Source organism: Leptothermofonsia sp. ETS-13, from assembly GCF_049200465.1.
In the GTDB taxonomy this organism is placed as follows: Bacteria; Cyanobacteriota; Cyanobacteriia; order Leptolyngbyales; family Leptolyngbyaceae; genus Leptothermofonsia.
The window spans coordinates 5,268,625-5,286,992 of record NZ_CP120836.1; the positions used below are offsets into that span (position 1 = coordinate 5,268,625).

18 protein-coding genes are annotated in these 18,368 nt (G+C 50.3%); 6 read left to right on the forward strand and 12 right to left on the reverse strand.

From position 1 onward, the window contains the following. Positions 1 to 228 precede the first annotated feature (228 nt). On the forward strand, positions 229 to 648 hold the full coding sequence (locus P4D80_RS24000; RefSeq protein WP_421656567.1) for a ChuX/HutX family heme-like substrate-binding protein: 420 nt from the start codon (positions 229 to 231) through the stop codon (positions 646 to 648). A 38-nt stretch (positions 649 to 686) separates the two neighbouring features. Continuing rightward, entirely contained in the window at positions 687 to 1,427 is a 741-nt protein-coding gene (locus tag P4D80_RS24005; RefSeq protein ID WP_421656568.1) for a DUF6816 family protein, read from the forward strand. A gap of 341 nt (positions 1,428 to 1,768) precedes the next feature. Here the strand turns inward: P4D80_RS24005 and P4D80_RS24010 are convergent, their stop codons facing one another. The 3 genes from P4D80_RS24010 to P4D80_RS24020 form a co-directional block, all read right to left on the reverse strand. After that, positions 1,769 to 2,575, reverse strand: coding sequence for an SPFH domain-containing protein (locus P4D80_RS24010; protein ID WP_421656569.1), 807 nt, complete (start codon positions 2,573 to 2,575; stop codon positions 1,769 to 1,771). Between the two features lie 455 nt (positions 2,576 to 3,030). Beyond that, the gene (locus P4D80_RS24015) at positions 3,031 to 4,758 is read right to left on the reverse strand and encodes an ABC transporter ATP-binding protein (RefSeq protein WP_421656570.1); all 1,728 of its coding nucleotides are present in this window, start codon (positions 4,756 to 4,758) and stop codon (positions 3,031 to 3,033) included. A 1,038-nt stretch (positions 4,759 to 5,796) separates the two neighbouring features. Then, complete coding sequence (locus P4D80_RS24020) at positions 5,797 to 6,417, reverse strand: DedA family protein (RefSeq protein WP_421656571.1); 621 nt, start codon at positions 6,415 to 6,417, stop codon at positions 5,797 to 5,799. Positions 6,418 to 6,660: 243 nt separating this feature from the next. Between P4D80_RS24020 and P4D80_RS24025 the strand changes: the two genes are divergently transcribed. Together P4D80_RS24025 and P4D80_RS24030 are read left to right on the forward strand one after the other, a co-directional pair. Further along, positions 6,661 to 9,429: a valine--tRNA ligase gene (locus P4D80_RS24025; protein ID WP_421656572.1), complete on the forward strand. Its 2,769-nt coding sequence runs from the start codon at positions 6,661 to 6,663 to the stop codon at positions 9,427 to 9,429. Positions 9,430 to 9,932: 503 nt separating this feature from the next. Then, complete coding sequence (locus P4D80_RS24030) at positions 9,933 to 10,397, forward strand: hypothetical protein (protein ID WP_421656573.1); 465 nt, start codon at positions 9,933 to 9,935, stop codon at positions 10,395 to 10,397. A 170-nt stretch (positions 10,398 to 10,567) separates the two neighbouring features. Here P4D80_RS24030 and P4D80_RS24035 read toward each other — a convergent pair whose 3' ends face one another. The 8 genes from P4D80_RS24035 to P4D80_RS24070 all read right to left on the reverse strand — a co-directional run bounded on the left by P4D80_RS24035 (position 10,568) and on the right by P4D80_RS24070 (position 13,256). After that, the gene (locus P4D80_RS24035) at positions 10,568 to 11,194 is read right to left on the reverse strand and encodes a 4Fe-4S single cluster domain-containing protein (protein WP_421656574.1); all 627 of its coding nucleotides are present in this window, start codon (positions 11,192 to 11,194) and stop codon (positions 10,568 to 10,570) included. Positions 11,195 to 11,317: 123 nt separating this feature from the next. Beyond that, positions 11,318 to 11,560: a hypothetical protein gene (locus P4D80_RS24040; protein ID WP_421656575.1), complete on the reverse strand. Its 243-nt coding sequence runs from the start codon at positions 11,558 to 11,560 to the stop codon at positions 11,318 to 11,320. A gap of 25 nt (positions 11,561 to 11,585) precedes the next feature. Further along, positions 11,586 to 11,741 (reverse strand): hypothetical protein, encoded by a 156-nt coding sequence (locus tag P4D80_RS24045; protein ID WP_421656576.1) that lies wholly within the window; start codon positions 11,739 to 11,741, stop codon positions 11,586 to 11,588. Positions 11,742 to 11,750: 9 nt separating this feature from the next. Continuing rightward, positions 11,751 to 12,077 (reverse strand): hypothetical protein, encoded by a 327-nt coding sequence (locus P4D80_RS24050; RefSeq protein WP_421656577.1) that lies wholly within the window; start codon positions 12,075 to 12,077, stop codon positions 11,751 to 11,753. A 26-nt stretch (positions 12,078 to 12,103) separates the two neighbouring features. Then, positions 12,104 to 12,361, reverse strand: coding sequence for a hypothetical protein (locus P4D80_RS24055; RefSeq protein ID WP_421656578.1), 258 nt, complete (start codon positions 12,359 to 12,361; stop codon positions 12,104 to 12,106). Then, positions 12,325 to 12,657 (reverse strand): hypothetical protein, encoded by a 333-nt coding sequence (locus P4D80_RS24060; protein ID WP_421656579.1) that lies wholly within the window; start codon positions 12,655 to 12,657, stop codon positions 12,325 to 12,327. Before P4D80_RS24060 ends, P4D80_RS24055 begins: the two co-directional genes overlap by 37 nt. A gap of 12 nt (positions 12,658 to 12,669) precedes the next feature. Continuing rightward, positions 12,670 to 12,888 carry a hypothetical protein gene (locus P4D80_RS24065; RefSeq protein ID WP_421656580.1) on the reverse strand — a complete coding sequence of 73 codons (219 nt, stop codon included), beginning with the start codon at positions 12,886 to 12,888 and terminating at the stop codon, positions 12,670 to 12,672. 23 nt (positions 12,889 to 12,911) lie between these two features. Next, the gene (locus tag P4D80_RS24070) at positions 12,912 to 13,256 is read right to left on the reverse strand and encodes an ArsR/SmtB family transcription factor (protein ID WP_421656581.1); all 345 of its coding nucleotides are present in this window, start codon (positions 13,254 to 13,256) and stop codon (positions 12,912 to 12,914) included. A 333-nt stretch (positions 13,257 to 13,589) separates the two neighbouring features. Between P4D80_RS24070 and petC the strand changes: the two genes are divergently transcribed. Then, positions 13,590 to 14,123, forward strand: a complete 534-nt coding sequence (gene petC, locus P4D80_RS24075; RefSeq protein ID WP_421656582.1) for a cytochrome b6-f complex iron-sulfur subunit — start codon at positions 13,590 to 13,592, stop codon at positions 14,121 to 14,123. A 262-nt stretch (positions 14,124 to 14,385) separates the two neighbouring features. Continuing rightward, positions 14,386 to 14,466 (forward strand): 4Fe-4S binding protein, encoded by an 81-nt coding sequence (locus P4D80_RS24080; protein ID WP_421659596.1) that lies wholly within the window; start codon positions 14,386 to 14,388, stop codon positions 14,464 to 14,466. Positions 14,467 to 14,773: 307 nt separating this feature from the next. Here P4D80_RS24080 and mfd read toward each other — a convergent pair whose 3' ends face one another. Further along, complete coding sequence (gene mfd / locus P4D80_RS24085) at positions 14,774 to 18,319, reverse strand: transcription-repair coupling factor (protein WP_421656583.1); 3,546 nt, start codon at positions 18,317 to 18,319, stop codon at positions 14,774 to 14,776. Positions 18,320 to 18,368 lie beyond the last annotated feature (49 nt).

Here is an 18,368-nt window from a genome sequence, read left to right on the forward strand (position 1 = left end):
CGGCTATTTCCAGTATATGTATTCCAAAATCTATTTCGGATGGGCAGCGAAATCATGACGTGGTAGTCCAGACCCCTAAAGCCTTCTTAACAAAACTCACACATCTGCCCGTATGCTAATTCTAGGTTGTCATTAATCCCTCATCCCATCGTTTGGGATAGGCACACGGGCGCAGCCCTTACCAAACACACCTTTTCCTGCACCTAACTAAAACTAACAACTGTCCAGATGGCTATAACGCTCAAAGAATTTCTCGAATCCTGTCATACTCTCAAAACCTTGCGTTTAATTGTCACTAGCAGTGCGGCTGTATTGGAGGCAAGGGGGCGGTTGGAGAAGCTCTTCTATGCCACCTTGCCTAAGGGGCGATATGCCAACATGCATACGGAAGGGTTTGAGTTTCACCTCAATATGGATGCCATCAAACAGGTGAAATTTGAAACCGGCGAGGCTAAACGCGGCAACTTTACCACCTATGCTATCCGCTTTCTGGATGAAAAGAATGAACCTGCGCTTAGCCTGTTTTTGCAGTGGGGCAAACCGGGCGAGTATGAACCGGGGCAGATAGAAGCCTGGATGAATTTGAGAGAGAAATATGGGGAAGTTTGGGAACCAGTTCCCCTGGATGATGGGGAGATAAGTGAATGAGAGCCGTTTTCTGCTGTTTGCTTTTCTGGCTTCTTTGGATGAACCCATCACAGGCCGGGCCATTGCTGGAGCGGATGGCGGCATTTCCCCAATGGGAGATTAAACCGTTCGTGCAACCAGCAGAGGGTGATCTGACTTATCCCATCTGGTTTGCAGGTACCTGGACTATGACCAGTACCCTGGTTAATCTGGTAGCTCCCCTGGCTCCTGATTTTGTGACGCCTGGATTTGACAGTAACCGACAGTACCTTAACCAACCCATCACCTGTCAGATCCGCTTTGTAAAAGCCAGTTCTCTACCCAATGAATTTTCTACATTTCCCTTAAACTTGCCATTGAAGGCATTGAATCAAGACCCGATTGTAGCTGATCGCGCCTTTAATGGCTTTAATCTGGCACGGGCTTACCTGGGCGATCGCGCTGTCGTTTCTGTTGAAGTAGATCCCGCCACTCCCAACCGCCAGATCACCACTTTTCGGGCAGGACGCCAATTAGTTTCTGTCGTCACGGGTCGGGCCATAGAGAAAGTGGGAAGCAATCGCTTTATTACTACCGAACTGTTTCAGCAGATCTTCCGGGGAACTCCTCAGCCCTACATGAATCAGGTGGAAACAACGACTGACTACCATCTGTTACCTTCCAGGGAGGGGGCGATCGTGGCAGACCAAGTGACCGCCATCTACCTCTCTCCCCAGGATCCCCAATATTTCAAAGCGACAGATAAACCTGTCGCTCTTTATCGCTATCGGCTGGAGTTTTTACCTGTCAAGAGCAAGTAAGCAGGTATAGCTGTCGCCAGGTTGCTTGGGACATTGGGTAAAGAGAGGAGGCTACGCCCCTAAGACAAGAGAGTTCCACCTCTCCACACCCGAAATTATCCTAATAATTGTGTCTTAATTGTATAATTGTGTCTTAATTGTGTCTAGCTACTTATAGCTTTACACGAGTGTGTTAAGACATTGGAATCATAGAGGGGGTTGGGGCGCAGCCCCCAGTCAGGGGTTCCACCCCTGCACGCTGTCCTAACCATAAGGATTACCGCTATAGCAGCTCATTCACTCCTTTCCCTTCTGGCTCTTGATTCCTGACTCCCTAAAAGTATTGCATTGCTGCTACTGAGTTAAGAACTGCTGCCATTGTTGGATGTTCTCTCTGAGCCAGGACTATCCGGGTAAAGCAAATCAGACACCGCCTCTGTCAGGGTACCGGGGTCCATAAAGATCACTTTGGTATTTTTACTTTCGCTCAGTTTCACATTTCCATCGATATACTTTTGGGCAATCAGGTAACGCAGCACGGTTTCAGGGTTTGGCTGCGACTGAATAGCCCGTTGAATCCGTTGAATCGATTCCACCATCCCTTCCGTTTCTGAGATTGCGGCCTTTCGTTTACTTTCTGCCGCCCGCTCTGCCTCCAGTGCTTCTCTCAACGTGTCGGAGAGTTTAATATCCTGCACCTCAACCCGGATCACCTTCACTCCCCAGCTTTCCGTCGCTTCATCCAATTCGTGTAGCAGTGCCTGGTTAATTTTGTTACGGGAGGAAACCGTCTCTCGCAAATCCATCCGTCCAATTTCAGATCGAAGGGTGGTGATCACTAAATTTTCGAGTGCCTTTTCTAAATCTTCGATCGCATAATAAGCCTTCTGCACATCCAGGATTTTCCAGTACATCACTGCATCTACCTGAAGCGTTACGTTATCTCGCGTAATTGCTGATTGTGGAGCGATGTCTAGTAGTTGTTCACGAGTTGACTCTTCAATTACTGTATCAATGACGGGAATAACAAAATTAAGTCCTGGCTTTAACGTTCGGCGATACTGCCCAAAGCGCTCAACCAGAGCTTCATTACCCTGATAAATAATTTTTACTGACCCCAAAATATATCCAACAATCGCCAAAGTTAGAGCAGCTAAAAGAGGGTCCATGAATAGGCTCCTGAGAGCGTGCAGAAGAGTCTAGTATTGCAAACACTAAATTTTGCGACACTGGGTGTGAGGGCGAAGCCCCAAAGAAGGGGGGCTACCCCTGCCTTCCAACATCGTCTTGCTGTACTATAGCGATCTTATTTGAATTGTTTGAATTGTGAGAAAGGATTCCGTAGGAATCCTTTCTCATAAAGCCTCTCAATCTCACGACTGATTTAGGACTGCTACAGCATAGATTGTATTTGAGTTTAGAGCGAAAGTTAGAAGGCAGGAACCAGGAGTTAGAAGTCAGAAGGAGCTGAGCTGAGAGGAAAGAAAAAAGAAGAAAGGAGTCAGGAGTTAGGGACTAGGGGCTAAGGAGAAGGGACTAGGGACTAGAGTTAGATGTCCTCTCAGAACTCAAAATTTAGAACTTATCTACCCTCCACCCATTCACTCATTTACTTATTTACCTTCTACTCCTGAAACTGCTGGGCATAGAACCTTGCATACCGCCCCCCCTGGTCTAGCAGTTCGGCATGGGTTCCGGCTTCAACCAGCCGCCCCTGTTCCAGCACTAGGATGCGGTCAGCGCGGCGAACGGTGGCGAGGCGGTGGGCGATGATGAAGACTGTGCGGTTTTGCATCAAGCGTTCCAGGGCTTCCTGAACTAAGGCTTCTGATTCTGAGTCGAGGGCAGAGGTTGCTTCATCCAGGATCAGAATGCGGGGATTGAGTAGCACGGCGCGGGCGATCGCCAGTCGTTGTCGTTGCCCACCCGACAGGTTAACGCCGCGTTCTCCCACCCAGGTCTGGTAGCCCTGCGGAAATTCATCAATAAATTGATGGGCATTGGCAATCATCGCTGCCTTTTGAACGGCTTCCAGGTCGAACTCGGCCTGACCAAAGGCAATGTTTTGAGCGATCGTGCCAGAGAAGAGAATGGTTTCCTGGGGCACAATGCCAATTTGCCGCCTCAAGCTGGGCAAAGTCACGTCGCGAATGTCAATACCGTCAATTACAATCTGCCCTTCCTGGGGATCATAGAAACGAGGCAGCAAATTGGCCAGGGTTGATTTTCCAGCACCGGAAGAACCAACCAGGGCGATCGCTTCCCCCGGCATTGCCAGTAAATTGAGATTCCGCAAAACGGGCTGATTGGGCTGATAGGCAAAACTGACATTGCGATATTCCACTTTCCCCGTCACAGGGGGTAGTGCAAATGCGCCGGGCCGATCCACTACCGTTGGTTGAATATCCAGTAGTTCAAAGATCCGTTCAATCGATGCTTCTCCCTGTTTGAACTCGTTGTAATTGCTGGTAACCAGAGAAATTGGGTCAATCAGCATCAGCACGGCAGTCAGGTAACTGACAAACTGCCCACCCGTTAAGTTTTGCTCAGAGACCTGCCAGCCCCCCAGCAACAGCAGCAGAAGTAAACTGAGCGACTCCAGAAAGCCAACAACTGGCAGCTGAATTGCTTTTAACTGTTCAGTTCGATAGCGGGCCCGACGGTTGCGTTCTGCTTCCCGGCTGAAGCGATCGAGCATGTAGTCTTCTGCTGCAAAGGCTTGTAGCAGACGCATGCCGCTGAACACCTCAACCAGCATTGCAGACAGGTTTGATATGCGGCTCTGGCTACGGAAAGAGAGTTTACGGAGCTGTTCTCCGAAGAAAGTGATGAGCAGTGCCATCAACGGTGCAATAATCAATGCGGCAAGGGTTAACTGCCAGTTGAGGTAAATCATGTAGCCCAACACCACAATCAGTTGCAGCAGGCTGGGTACAAACTGATGAAAGACCTTGTTCACCACTTCCCCAATCCGATCCACGTCTTCCGTTAATCGGTAAGCCAGGTCACCGCTTTGAGTGGTCTCAAAGTAGCTGAGGCTAAGTCGCTGAAGATGGGCGTAGACCTGTTTGCGCAGATCAAAGGCGATCGCCAGTGACGCCTTCGCAATCAGCGAATCCTGCCCATACTGAGCAATTTTTTGAATCAGAAAGACAACAGTGCTAATCCCCGCCAGACGAGCGATTGTCAGGACATCGCCCCTGGCAATCGATACGGCGATCTCACCTGCCAGACCTGCCAGGATCGGCCAGATCGCCATGAAAATCAACGTACATAGCAGTGCCTGAACAATAATCCGACCCTGGGGTCGAACGTATGCAAAAAGCTGCCAGTAGCGATCGCGAGATTTCAACGTTTGTTCAATTTGCGTGCTTGGTCAAGGCGAACTGTGGATGACATAACGACACAACCACAATTACCAACATCATTGGTACCAAAGACTGGCCAACATCAGGAATAATTTTTCCTAAAAATGGCTCAGTAATATGACACCAAACCTCTGGAAAGAATCACCAACGGTGTTAACAGGAGGCGAACGGTTGGCATCTTAGTATTGCCAATGTCAGCCAAAGTTGGAGCAAAGGGGCGACATATGGCGTAAAGTCAGCCAGGACAATAAATTCTTTTCCCATTTCTCATAAAATTCCTGGGCTGTAGTAAAATCTGGGCTGTCATTTAGAGATTTTCTGTGTAAAAAACAGAATCTTCCCATTTGATCAGGCAGGGGCCAATTTGTGACCAGTGACATAGTCAACATTATCCCCTACAACTGCACAGATATGGTAATCCTATCTGGATTGTGAAAGGATTTTCCCAAAAAGAAAGACTTTCACGACTTCCTTCGTTCACAAATGATTTGAAACTACTGTAAGTCAGTGGCCCCCGTTCAATTGCAGGTAAGGAGCTATGTAGTCCGTTAGGATAGATTTGAGGGGAGCCCAAATCTATAAAATTCATTTCCAGGGTGTTTTGAGGGGTTGAAAAACTTCAAAACAGTCTTGACAGACCACCAGACGCAATTAAATTGAGGATGACTTTAGGGGTGGAGGGGCAAAATCCTCTTACAAGGTTGGGTTGAAGTATGAAACCCAACGTCCGTGTGAGTTACGCTACGTTAATCTATCCTGCAAATAGCTATCCTGCAAATAGTTAAGTCTAGCTGACTTGAAAAGGGTTAATAGCTAGCAGCCAGTAGCTAATTGCCCATTTTTATTCGCGGCGCTGTACCCAGTCCATCTTGGCTGCTTACACCATTTCTGTGCAGAGGAAGCTTGACCGATTAAGCAGAACGGGCTGCCTACCCGTGTAAGGAAGGGATTTTCTCGAAATTTGAGAGTTAAATCCCCCAGCTATGTAAGGGAGTTGAGATATTCACTCAATACTAGGTAACTTAAAGATTCCGCCTTTTAGCCCGGAGCTTTCTCTTGCGTCTAAAGACCCATACTCCCAGCCAGGCAATAAGTCCAATGAATACAAGTTTAGAGACAGGTCCCAGGTACTCGTCCACCAGATAGTAATTACTGCCCAGAAAATACCCTAGCGCAGTGAGAAAGACAATCCAAAGTGTCGTTCCCAGTGTCGAATAAAGCAGGAAGGGAACAATGGACATTTCACTAATTCCTGCGGGTAAGGAAATCACGGTACGGACTCCTGGTACCAGACGGCAAAGAAGTACAGCCTTAGCCCCCTGCTTCTGAAACCAGTAGTTGGCTTTATCAATATCTCGACCCGAAAGTGTTAGCCACTTGCCGTAGCGATCGGCCCAATGCCTGAGTCGAACCTCACCCAAAATTTTGCCTGCGTAATACCAGGGTAGTGCCCCTGCCATAGTACCCACCACTCCGGCCAGTACCGCCATGCCAAAATCCATCTTGCCCTGAGCTGCGGTGAATCCCGCCAGGGGCATGATCAATTCTGAGGGAATCGGGGGAAATAAGTTCTCCAGAAACATCAATAACCCAATCCCCACGTAACCCATAGAATTCATCGTATTCGTAATCCACTCGACCATTTGGGTGTCTCCTAACAGAGGCGATCGCGGCAGCAGGCTTTTACTGAAATTAATTAAGTTTTGTCAAAGAACATTCTGACAAAACAAGGTGCCCTTTCCAATTAGAGTGAAATGAAATAAACCAAATCTTTATCCCAAATTTGCGCCCCTTAGATGTGCCCACCTTGGCCGTCTGAGAGTCTGGCATGGCAGAATCTTAAGTACCATTAAGTTTTGATAGAGTTTTCACTGAGTCCATTTCCCATGACTGCAACCACCCTGAACCTGCCGAGCCAGTACGACCCCACTACTACCGAAGCCAAGTGGCAGAAGTCCTGGGAGGCCAATCAGGTCTTCAAAGCAGACCCTCATCATCCGGGTGAACCTTATTGCATTGTGATTCCTCCGCCTAACGTGACGGGGAGTTTGCACATGGGGCATGCCTTTGAACACTCTTTGATCGATGTTCTGATCCGCTACCACCGGATGATTGGGCGCAATACCCTCTGGTTGCCGGGGACTGACCACGCCAGTATTGCGGTCAGCACCATTCTGGATCGGGAACTTCAGGCCCAGGGAAAGACGCGCCAGGATATCGGACGGGAAGCCTATCTGGAACGGGCGTGGCAGTGGAAGGAAGAATCGGGCGGCACCATTGTGGGACAGTTGCGGCGGCTGGGGCTTTCCGTAGATTGGAGCCGGGAGCGCTTCACGATGGATGAGGGACTCTCGAATGCGGTGCTGGAAGCCTTCAATCAGTTGTATGAAGAGGGCTTGATTTACCGGGGAAACTACTTGGTTAACTGGTGCCCTGCCAGCCAGTCGGCGGTTTCAGACCTGGAAGTCGAAAACCAGGAAGTGAATGGGCACCTCTGGCATTTCCGCTATCCGCTGACAGACGGTTCGGGTTATGTGGAAGTGGCAACGACCCGTCCAGAAACGATGCTGGGTGATACAGCCGTGGCGGTAAACCCCAATGATAATCGCTACCAGCACCTGATTGGCAAAACGGTGACCCTGCCCATCATGAACCGACCAATTCCAATCATTGCTGATGAGTTTGTTGATGCTACTTTTGGAACAGGTTGTGTCAAGGTTACTCCAGCCCACGACCCCAATGATTTTGAGATAGGCAAACGTCACAATCTTCCCCTCATCAACATCCTGAACAAGGACGGTTCTCTCAACGAGAATGCGGGTCCCTTCCAGGGGCAGGATCGGTTTGTGGCTCGTAAGAATGTGGTGGCAAAGTTAGAGGAAGAGGGCTTTTTAGTCAAAATAGAGGATTACAGGCACACTGTTCCCTATAGCGATCGCGGCAAAGTTCCGGTTGAACCCCTGCTCTCAACCCAATGGTTTGTTAAAATCGAACCCCTCGCTACACGGGCACTAAATTTTCTCGACCAGAAAAATTCTCCCGTCTTTGTTCCCGAACGCTGGATGAAGGTCTACCGGGACTGGCTGGTCAGCCTGCGGGACTGGTGCATTTCGCGCCAACTCTGGTGGGGGCACCAGATCCCAGCCTGGTATGCTATCAGCGAAACGGGCGGCGAAATTACCGACACGACCCCCTTTGTTGTGGCGCGGAATGAAGCCGAAGCACGGCAGAAGGCGATCGCCCAGTTTGGGGCCAATGTGCAGCTAGAACAAGACCCGGACGTGCTTGATACCTGGTTTTCCGCTGGGTTATGGCCCTTCTCCACCCTCGGCTGGCCCAACCAGACGATCGATCTGGAGCGCTACTATCCCACCACCACCCTGGTAACGGGCTTTGACATCATCTTCTTTTGGGTTGCCCGTATGACAATGATGGCTGGTCACTTTACTGGACAGATGCCTTTCAAAACGGTTTACATCCACGGGCTGGTGCGGGATGAAAACAATAAAAAGATGTCCAAATCTGCGAACAATGGCATCGACCCGCTGTTGCTGATTAACAAATATGGCACCGATGCCCTGCGCTATACCCTGGTCAAGGAAGTTGCTGGGGCTGGACAGGACATCCGGCTAGAGTACAACCGAAAGACAGATGAATCCGCTTCCGTTGAGGCGTCCCGCAACTTTACTAACAAGCTATGGAATGCCTCCCGGTTTGTCTTGATGAATTTGGGAGAGGATTACGAGTTCTCAAACTTAAGTTCTGAGTGGGAGCAAACCCTGCAAAACTCAAAACTCAAAACCCAAAATCCCTTACAGCTAGCAGATCGGTGGATTCTATCGCGGTTTCATCAGGTAACCCAGCAGACCCGCGATTACATTGATAAGTTCGGTCTAGGTGAAGCGGCGAAAGGTCTGTATGAATTTATCTGGGGAGACTTTTGTGACTGGTATATCGAGCTGGTCAAATCCCGTCTGCAAGGAGAAGACAGGGAATCTCGGCGTAAAGTACAGCAAGTTCTGGTGTATGTCCTGGAAGGGACCCTCAAGCTGCTCCACCCCTTCATGCCCCACATTACAGAAGAGATCTGGCACACTCTGACCCAGACTGATGATGATCAGTACCTGGCGCTGCAAGCTTACCCGGAACCCGATCGCACCCTCATCGATCCCGACCTAGAGCAACAGTTTGAGCTACTGATTAACACCATCCGCACCATCCGTAACCTGCGAGCAGAGGCCGAAGTGAAACCCGGAGTCAAGGTGGAAATCATTCTCCAGAGCGAAAGCGATCGCGAACGCCAGATTTTGACTCAGGGGAAGACTTATATCCAAGACCTGGCAAAGGTTGCAACGTTGTCCATTACCTCCACTCCTCCAGTAGAGACCAGCAAAATGTTCGCAGGGGTGGTTGGCACTGTCCAGGTTTTGATGCCCTTAGCTGGAGTGGTAGATATCGATGCCCTCTGCGCCAAGCTTGAAAAAGACCTAAAGAAGATCGAGACTGAGATTCAGTCCTTGAGTAGCCGGTTAACCAACCCAAATTTTGTCAACAAAGCGCCAACTGACGTTGTAGAAGGAGCCCGAGCATCCTTAAAAGAACTGGAAAAGCAGGCAGAAATTCTGCAAACCCGGCTTGCCAGACTTAAGAGTTAACACTCTTGAGAATTAACTCTCAAGAGTCATAGCCTGCACCCATCCTTGAACTAAAGGAATTCTGCCTGGTTATCTAAACCCGAAAAAAACAATTTAGGAGGTTTTCAGGGATTGCAACTCCTCAACACCTAGTGGAAATGGAATTTATAGATTTGAGCTACCCCTCAAATCTATCCTGACGACTACTAGTAGTATGAAAGAAGATTTTCTACACTTTACCAGCTAGGCTAAGAGAGCCATCTGGTCCGGTAGCGGTAGAATAAAGACGGTATTGTGGCTAGTGAAGTTATTGGCAAGTCCGTAAAACTCCCCTTGAAGATACAACAAGAGGGCTATTATGGTTGTTTTTACAATGAGTTTTATAGCGGTGTCATTATGGTTAGGACGGGATGCAGGGGTAGAACCCCTAGCTGGGGCGCAGCCCCTACTCTCGTTTTAATTCCAATGTCCTAACGCACCCGCGTAGAGCTATACAATGACCAGTTGGGTAGAGAGATAGGGTGATGCTGTATCTGGCGCAGGTACAAAAAAAGGGCTTCTTGGGCAAAGCAGGGCTGCTTCTGCTTGCCCGCCAGAAATCTGAAAATGCCTGGGCTGTTATGACCGAGGAAGAAATTGTTCTTTCTACAGAAGCTGGCAGTTTTGGTGAAGGAGTGCTGGTTCTGGTGGAGCTTTCAAATAGCCGCCAGGTTCTGTCCATCAAAGACGCGAAGGATTGGATCCTGGATATTATTCAAAAGTTTCTGGTTACGGGAATCACCCCTGCCTTTTTGCAACAGGAAACCGAACGCGCAGAGCAGTGGCGGCAGTCGTTAACCTTGCAAAGCCAGGAACTTGGTCGTCGCGCCCTGGAACTGGAAGCTCGCCGAGAGCAAGTACAGGAGCTAGAGGAAAAGCTCAAGCGCGAAAAAAAAACTTTGGAAACAATGGCCGCCCAGCTTAAGACGAAGCCTAACCCATCGAATTAGTGACAATGAACTGCTAAAGCAGTATAGATAACATAGCCTGGGCGATCGCTGGATACCAAATCAAACTCAAAATCATTAAACTCAGACTGAAGAGCCATTGAAAACGCTATCACAATCAGATTCGCTTCATGGTACGTATTCTCCAATCATTCTTTTGACAAAAACAAACCTTATTCAGTTAAACTCATTTGCCCGCGATAGCCAGTAATAATACGGCTACCATCCTTGAGGATATGGATTTCCATTTGATCGCTTGCCCAGTTCAGGCGATCGCGGAGCTCTGGGTTAAACACATGCACTCGTTGATTGCGGGAAGAAACCAGAAAGTCTGGAGTATGAACGGCAAGGGATTCAATGTAGGGACCATCCACTAAAATATCCAACTCATTCAGTAATGCTTGAGCACCCGCAGGCGCATATGCCCCTTGCAGTTCTTCTAGCGTAAATCCAGTGAAGGACATCACGTTCAGTCCATATGCCTTAGCCTGATGGGCTAGTTGGGCTAACGCAGAAGCCTGCCAGAAGGGTTCTCCCCCAGAAAAGGTCACGCCTTCATTCCGTGGATTGCTCAAGATCTTTTTCACTAAACCCTCAACAGCAACCAATTGATTTATTTCAAAAGACCAGGAAGCAGGATTGAAACATCCTGGGCATTCTCGCAAGCAACCCTGTACCCAAATCACAGCACGACACCCCGGACCGTTGACCTCGGATTCGTCTACATACCCCATGATGTTGAGATAACCTGGTGGAATTTCCATCAGCGTTAGATAAGAGTTGGCTTTGCGGTTTGGCATGATTGTTGCTCCTTACATGATTAATTTTCGCGATTCATGATTCATGGTGAGTCACTGCCAGAGGTAACAGTTTGAAAGGCTGATCGCGCTTTGCATGCGATCGCTCAATCGTTGTTGCCTTGATTAACGTTGTCTTCTCCAACCTGCCCAAACGGGTATTCCAGCGTCATCGCGCCAGGTCAATACTTGATCTCCTTTCTTCACTTCAGCAGCAATCAGAATTGGTTGTCCGTCAAATGTGATCCGTGAGCCTCTGACTTCGATGGCGTCATTCGATTGCGAACGAAATACCTTACTCCCCAAACAATCGCTGTATCGCACTTTCAGGAGTCGTTTAGCGATCGAATCGTGCCAGTATTGAAGCAAAACAGTGTGAGGAACTTGTGAGGCTTTAGGGAAGTGGCTGTTTCAGGTTGTAATCTGGTTCAGCTGCGATCGGTTCAACCAGGGATAGTCCAACACCTCGCAATGCCAGCCGGTCAAACCAGGGAACGGCTGCACCGAGGCGCATTTTCATCAGGAAATATTTTTCAAAGGCAGTTTTCATCCAACCGACTCAGGTTCCTTGCATGGCAATTGATTGGTGGCGTTTGCCGGTTGTTGGATTGGGTAGTACCGGATTGGCTAAGAAGAGAATTCCGGTGTCTCCGAAATCGGCAAAGCAAATCGCTTCCAGGGTTGGGGTGACGGGCTGTGCAGAAAGCACACCTAAAGCGATCGCAATGTTGTGTGCCACTGCCATTCCCATAGCTTCAGTCATTTGTCCGGTTTTAGGAACGCCGACGGGCAGTGGTGTTTGTTCGGGGATGAGGAGTTGCACAATCACGCCGACCGAGTAAATAGTTGGGTAGTTGGGATGTTGGTAAGTGGGCAAGATTGGCATCAATCCATGTTGATCTGTTAATTCTGTTACTTCCCGGAGGCAGCGGGGGCCACGAAAGGACGGCAGCAAGATTGAGTAAGCAAAGGGTAGGGTGTGCCCATCCAATAGGTGCATTTGATGGAGTTCAATAGCGGCGATCGCCCCGTTCTCAATCCCTCAATTTTGCGTTTTGCCATGAGTGCTGTGACAAGTTGGGCGGAATTTGCCATACCGCCAATGCCCAGATGTCCGGCGTAGGGTTCTGGGGTCACAAAGGTAATGGGGATGCGATCGCGGAGTCCCACTTCCGCAGGTGGTAATCTGCCAACAGTGCAAACTCATAAGCAGGAACGAAACAACTGGCTCCAGGTACAGCACCCACAACCAGTGAGCCCGGTTGCTTCAAGAATTGATGCCATGCCTCTTGAGCGATCAGCGTATGATGAAGGTTGCAGACCGATTGTGTATAGCCCCGGCTTAGTCCTAATCCTGGCACGGCATCCAAAGCGAGTTCTGCCACAGTTGCCACAACCAGGTAATCGTAGGCAATGCTCCTTTCTCCAACCCAAACCGTTTGCCTGTTAGGGTCGAGTTTGTCCACTTTACCGTGAATTCATCCAATCTTGCGTGATGTCAGTTGTGGCTCCAGGGGAATCTGAATCGACTCCAGAGCTGTTAACCCCAGAGCCACCCAGGGTAATGACGGGATAAAGGTAAAGGTGGATGCGTCGGAGATGACTGTCACCTGATGTGGTTGGGGAAGGAGGTGACGGAGTTCATAAGCAGTAGGTAAACCGCCTAACCCAGCCCCGATCACGACGATGTCAGCCATAACGAAGCCTCATAAAGAATGGATTATGACTGGCGCAAGCCTTCTAATTGCTGAAGTTGTTGAGCCTGTTCTTGTAAACGGGCTTCCAGTCTGTCGCACACCAGTTCGCACAATTCAAAGATTAATGGGTCGGCAATGTCGTAGTACACACTGACTCCTCTGGGTTGGCGCATGACAATACCCGCCTGAGCCAGAATTTTCAGATGTTTCGAGACATTGGCCTGCCCTAAGCCCGTGATCTCCATAATTTCAGAGACATTTTTGGAACCCGATTTAAGGGCACACAACGCCTGGAGACGACTGAGCTCTGACAGTACCTTGAAATGCTCCGCGACCTGGGCAAGCGCAGCGGTAAAAAGTTGAGACATGAGACTCCGTTGCTTGAAAATAAACCAATTCAATTTTAGTTTGTATAATTATATTACTAAATAGTATTATAATAAATAAATTATGAAGAAGGCTCGTGTTGTTTCGACAACTCTTTGATCCCGACACAAGTACCTATATAGCTCTACGCAGGTGCGTTAGGACATTGGAATTAGAAAGGGACTGGGGGCGAAGCCCCCAGCCAGGAGTGGAACCCCTGCACCCCGTTCTAACCACAATGACTACCGCTATAAGCATCGTCGCACCGAAAACTTTAAACCTGTCCCCATCCTTGAACAATTTGTCCTTGAACAATTTGAAGGAGGATAACAGCAATGGATACCAATTTCCCTATAGACAATTCTGTGCTGAATCGACGGCAATTTCTCAATTTTCTAGCGGGTACCGCTTTTGCTGCCACAGCTGGATTAACCCTTTATCCCATGATCAAGTTTTTCATCCCAAGCGATGAAACAGGTAATAGTGGCGCAATCCTTGCTAGGGATCGTCTAGGCAACCCCATTCCTGCCTCTCAGCTGCTGGCAAACCCACCTGGAAGTCGTGCATTGATTGCTGGGTTAGCAGGTGAGCCCACCTACCTAACCGTTACGGAAGCCAATACATTAGATGAGATCGGCATTGTAGACAACTGCACACATCTGGGATGCACCTTTCCCTGGAACAATATCGACCAGCAGTTTCAATGCCCGTGTCATGGTTCTCGCTTTGCCGCTGACGGTTCTGTCGTGCGCGGACCAGCTGATCGCCCCCTTAAGCTGGTTCATGTTCGGGTTGAAGGAGAAGCCATCTGGATTTCTCCCTGGACTGAACTCGATCCTCGAACCGGGCAGCAACCCTGGTGGAGTTAAGAGACATCCCAGCAAATGGCTAAGAAGTCTAAAGGCAGCTGTTCTCAGTGGATCATGATTTGGCTTTATCCACTGATTGCGATCGGTAGCTTATTTTACCCGCTCTTAGGGTATTTAATGCTGGTGATGATATAGCGGTAATCATTATGGTTAGGACGGGGTGCAGGGGTGGAACCCCTGGCTGAGGGCGAAGCCCTCACTCCCTTTCTAATTCCAATGTCCTAACGCACTTGCGTAGAGCTATGCTAATTTTTCATCATTTATTCCTACTTCAAGGCGTTCCTACTTCAAAGCGAGGTATTGGTGTAGCAATCTCTGTCCGAGAGGCGCATTTTTAGATTAGATATCGTCATGCCTCATCTTACGCGCGAGCACCCCTATCCGCGTTTATCGACCCACAAATGGTTCCGCTGGGGGGTGGCCTGTTCATGAGTGTATTTATCTCTCGCATGATTGCCACAGGCGGGGTATTCGTCAGTATGTGTCTCATTACCAGCTTCATTGCCATTCCCTTAGGGATAGCGATTCGCCCTAGAGCCTGATGTGCCTTCTGCCCAATGGGGAACCTTGCAAGAGAGTCTGAGCAAGTTGGGACAGCGCCACGCAAAAGCACGACGAACGGTTGCTCACCTCTTACTGGTGTCAGCCTTCTACGATGCAGTGGCCGGTTCGGGGATGGCTCCCTGCATTCTTTGGAGCCAGTTGATCAGATTCTCCAACTGCTGGTCGGCACTCAGAATACCTAACCCCCGAACGGTGACTTTGCCGGGAGTGTATACAAAACGAGAGTGAAGATGCTCTGGCAGGTTGGCTTTCAATAAGTTCCAGGCAGGTTCTTCCATGGGGGTTTCCAGGACGACATGCTGAGTTCCTTCCGGTCTGATGCGGGAGAAGCCCAGTTTTTTGGCAATCTGCTTCAGTTCCACAACTCGAATTAACTGAAGCGCGGCGACGGGAATGGGGCCGTAGCGATCGCTCCAGTCAGCCGCAATCTGGGTTAATTCCTGCCGGGTGGTAGCCGAGGCAACTGCGCGATAAGCACTCATCTTCTGATCCAGGTCAGGAATGTAATCGGCGGGAATGAAAGCCGTAAGGTTCAGGTCTACCTGGGCATCTTCGACCTGGGGAATTTCCTGGCCACGAATTTCCCGAATGGCTTCTTCCAGCATCTCAACATACAGATCAAAGCCGATCGCATCCATCTGACCCGACTGCTCTGCTCCCAGCAGGTTGCCGACGCCGCGAATCTCCATATCCCGCATAGCAAGCTGGTAGCCAGAACCTAACTGGGTGAATTCCTGAATCGCCCGCAAACGTTGGCGCGCTGTATCAGTTAGTTGGCTTTGTCTAGGGTAGAACAACCAGGCATGGGCCTGGATTCCAGCCCGCCCAACCCGGCCTCGAAGTTGGTAAAGCTGGGATAGGCCGAAGCGGTGGGCGTCTTCGATCAAAATAGTGTTTACCCGCGGGATATCCAGTCCCGACTCAATAATGGTGGTGCAAACAAGGATATCCGCTTCGCCTTCGCTGAAGGTAAGCATGGTGGATTCCAGTTCGCCTTCGGGCATCTGACCGTGGGCGATCGCCAATCTTGCACCCGGCACCATTTCGCGAATCCGCGCAGTGGTTTCTTCAATGCCCTCTACTCTGGGCACGACGTAGAAAACCTGCCCACCCCGGTCCAGTTCCTGACGGATGGCACTGCGGACCATTTCGGGATCGTAGGGAGCCAGATGGGTTTTGATCGGACGACGGGAGGGGGGAGGCGTCGTAATCAGGCTCATTTCGCGCACACCGGAGAGGGCCATGTATAGGGTGCGGGGAATGGGAGTGGCGCTGAGGGTAAGGACATCTACCTGGGTTTTGAGGGATTTGATTTTCTCTTTCTGGTTCACGCCAAACCGCTGCTCCTCATCTACCACCAGCAGCCCCAGGTCTTTGAATTGAACCCCCTTGCCCAACAGTTGATGGGTACCCACCACCACATCCAGTTCTCCGGTGGCAAGCCGCTGTAGAATGTTGCGCCGTTCTTCGGCGGTGCGGAAGCGGTTGAGTAAGCCAACCTGGATTGGGTAGGGAGCGAAGCGCTCTTTGAGGGTGTGGTAGTGCTGCTGGGTGAGGATGGTGGTGGGAGCCAGAAGTGCCACCTGCTTACCAGCAGTCACGGCTTTGAAGATGGCCCGAATGGCAACTTCGGTTTTGCCAAAGCCGACATCTCCACAGATCAGGCGATCCATTGGGCGATTGCTCTGCATATCCTGTTTAACGTCCTGGACGGCCTTGAGTTGGTCAGGAGTGGGCTGGTATGGGAAGGAATCTTCCATCTCCTGTTGCCAAGGCATGTCGAGAGGATAGGTAAATCCTTCCTGGCTGGCCCGTTGCGCATAGAGTTGCAGCAAATCGACCGCCACTTTTTTGATCGCCTTGCGGACTTTGCTCTTTGTACGCTCCCAGGCTTTGCTGGACATTTTATTGAGTTCAGGAGCCGTATCTCCTGCCCCCCGAAAGCGAGACAGCGCATTGAGCTGATCGGCAGCGACGCGCAGCAATCCGTCAGCATATTGAATTACCAGGTATTCACGGGTTTCTTGATTGAGTGTGAGCCTTTCCAGCTTCAGGAAACGACCAATGCCGTGGTTGCGGTGAACGACGTAATCACCTGGTTGCAGCTTATTGGGATCAACCTGTTTGGACGCGGCACGGCGACGTTTGCGGACGTAGCTGGGAGTGGCGAGGGTATGCTGCCCAAAAAACTCCCGGTCGGTAACAACAACCAGGCGAAAGGTGGGCAGGATAAAGCCTTCCAGTTCGGCCAGACCAGAGTATTTGATAGCAACGGGAATATGTTGAACCTGGAGTTTGTCGATCGCCAGATAGTCGTGCGGGTTGGGAATAAATTGAGCTGGACAATCATGCTCCTGTAAGAGCGCAACCGATCGCGAAGGCTGGGCCGAAACGAGCCAGATAGAGAAGTTGCGATCGCGTTCCTGGCGCAGGGTTTCCGCTAACCGGGCAAACTGGTGGGGAATCGCTGGAACGGGACGGCTGGATAGGTTAATGGGGGATGGACCTTTATCCTTCGCCGATCGCGCAACAGATTCTTCAGCCAGCTCGTAAAGATAGAGCCGCTGAAAGGCTTCTAACTCAGAGTCAGAGTCTTGCAGGCGGCGGTGAATGGGGGGCAAGCCGGAGGCAACTTCACCGTAATGCTCCACTACGTTCTCGTACCAGAGGTTGCCGTGGGCTTCACACTGGTCGGGTTCGTCAATGGCGATCAGGGTATTGGCGGGCAAATAGTCTAGTAAGGAAGCGGGTTTTTCAAATGCGACCCCCAAAAAGCGCCGGGAGCCTTCTGTCATTTGCCCCTGATCGAATTTCTCCTTCTCTTCATCGGTCAGATAGGCTTTGACCTGGGCAGCTTTTTCTGCGGTGAGGGAAGCTCTGATAATCGGGGCATAGCTGGTGGGGGTGAGAAGGATTTGCTCAATCCGGTCGAGCGATCGCTGAGTCGCTGGATCAAACTCCCGAATTTGATCCAGTTCATCCCCAAACAGCTCCAGTCGAATCGGTAACTCCGATGCCACTGGAAACAGATCGACAATGTCTCCCCGGCGGCTCCACTGCCCTTCTACTTCCACCAGCGGCACCCGCTCATACCCCAGTCGTGCCAGTTCCTTGGACAGCGTTTCCAGGTTTAGCTCAGTTCCCCGTTTCAAAGTTAAACAGTAGGGCTTGAAGGCTTCAACGGGAGGCAGATGGGGTTGCAGGGCACGCTCAGTTGCCACCAGAGCGATGGGAACAGAAGATTTGTTTGTTGAAGGGGTTATCGTTGGCGTTGTATCAGGGCTGATAGTAGGTTGTCTGACCAGATCGGCTAGCACCTGCAATTGCCCCCAGGTCATCTCCGATTCAGGGTCGAACGGTTCGTAGGGAGATGCCTCGGAGGTGGGATAGAAGTGAACGGTCTGCCAGCCCATAGTTTCCAGTTGAGCGGTCCAGCGTCCAGCTTCTTCCAGGGTGGCCGTGATCACCAGCAAATTCTGGGACTGGGTCTGAGCCAGCGCAGAACTGACCAACCCCTTAGGCAGACGGGCTAAACCAGTCAATCTCAGGTACTGGTGCCGTTGCAGATTGGTCAACAATTCCGAGGTTAGCGGCGATCGCCCCAGAGCCCGGGTAATCGAAGAAAGCGCCATAGATGCCGAGATGGTGAAGACAGAGAGAAACTCATACGTTTACCTATCT

What these genes read in the sequence shown, in the direction of transcription:
- P4D80_RS24000 (WP_421656567.1), top strand. Translation starts at nt 229, where the DNA reads ATGGCTATAACGCTCAAAGAATTTCTCGAATCCTGTCATACTCTCAAA.
- P4D80_RS24005 (WP_421656568.1), top strand. Translation starts at nt 687, where the DNA reads ATGAACCCATCACAGGCCGGGCCATTGCTGGAGCGGATGGCGGCATTT.
- P4D80_RS24010 (WP_421656569.1), bottom strand. Translation starts at nt 2,575, where the DNA reads ATGGACCCTCTTTTAGCTGCTCTAACTTTGGCGATTGTTGGATATATT.
- P4D80_RS24020 (WP_421656571.1), bottom strand. Translation starts at nt 6,417, where the DNA reads ATGGTCGAGTGGATTACGAATACGATGAATTCTATGGGTTACGTGGGG.
- P4D80_RS24025 (WP_421656572.1), top strand. Translation starts at nt 6,661, where the DNA reads ATGACTGCAACCACCCTGAACCTGCCGAGCCAGTACGACCCCACTACT.
- P4D80_RS24030 (WP_421656573.1), top strand. Translation starts at nt 9,933, where the DNA reads ATGCTGTATCTGGCGCAGGTACAAAAAAAGGGCTTCTTGGGCAAAGCA.
- P4D80_RS24035 (WP_421656574.1), bottom strand. Translation starts at nt 11,194, where the DNA reads ATGCCAAACCGCAAAGCCAACTCTTATCTAACGCTGATGGAAATTCCA.
- P4D80_RS24045 (WP_421656576.1), bottom strand. Translation starts at nt 11,741, where the DNA reads ATGAAAACTGCCTTTGAAAAATATTTCCTGATGAAAATGCGCCTCGGT.
- P4D80_RS24050 (WP_421656577.1), bottom strand. Translation starts at nt 12,077, where the DNA reads ATGCCAATCTTGCCCACTTACCAACATCCCAACTACCCAACTATTTAC.
- P4D80_RS24065 (WP_421656580.1), bottom strand. Translation starts at nt 12,888, where the DNA reads ATGGCTGACATCGTCGTGATCGGGGCTGGGTTAGGCGGTTTACCTACT.
- P4D80_RS24070 (WP_421656581.1), bottom strand. Translation starts at nt 13,256, where the DNA reads ATGTCTCAACTTTTTACCGCTGCGCTTGCCCAGGTCGCGGAGCATTTC.
- petC (WP_421656582.1), top strand. Translation starts at nt 13,590, where the DNA reads ATGGATACCAATTTCCCTATAGACAATTCTGTGCTGAATCGACGGCAA.
- mfd (WP_421656583.1), bottom strand. Translation starts at nt 18,319, where the DNA reads ATGGCGCTTTCTTCGATTACCCGGGCTCTGGGGCGATCGCCGCTAACC.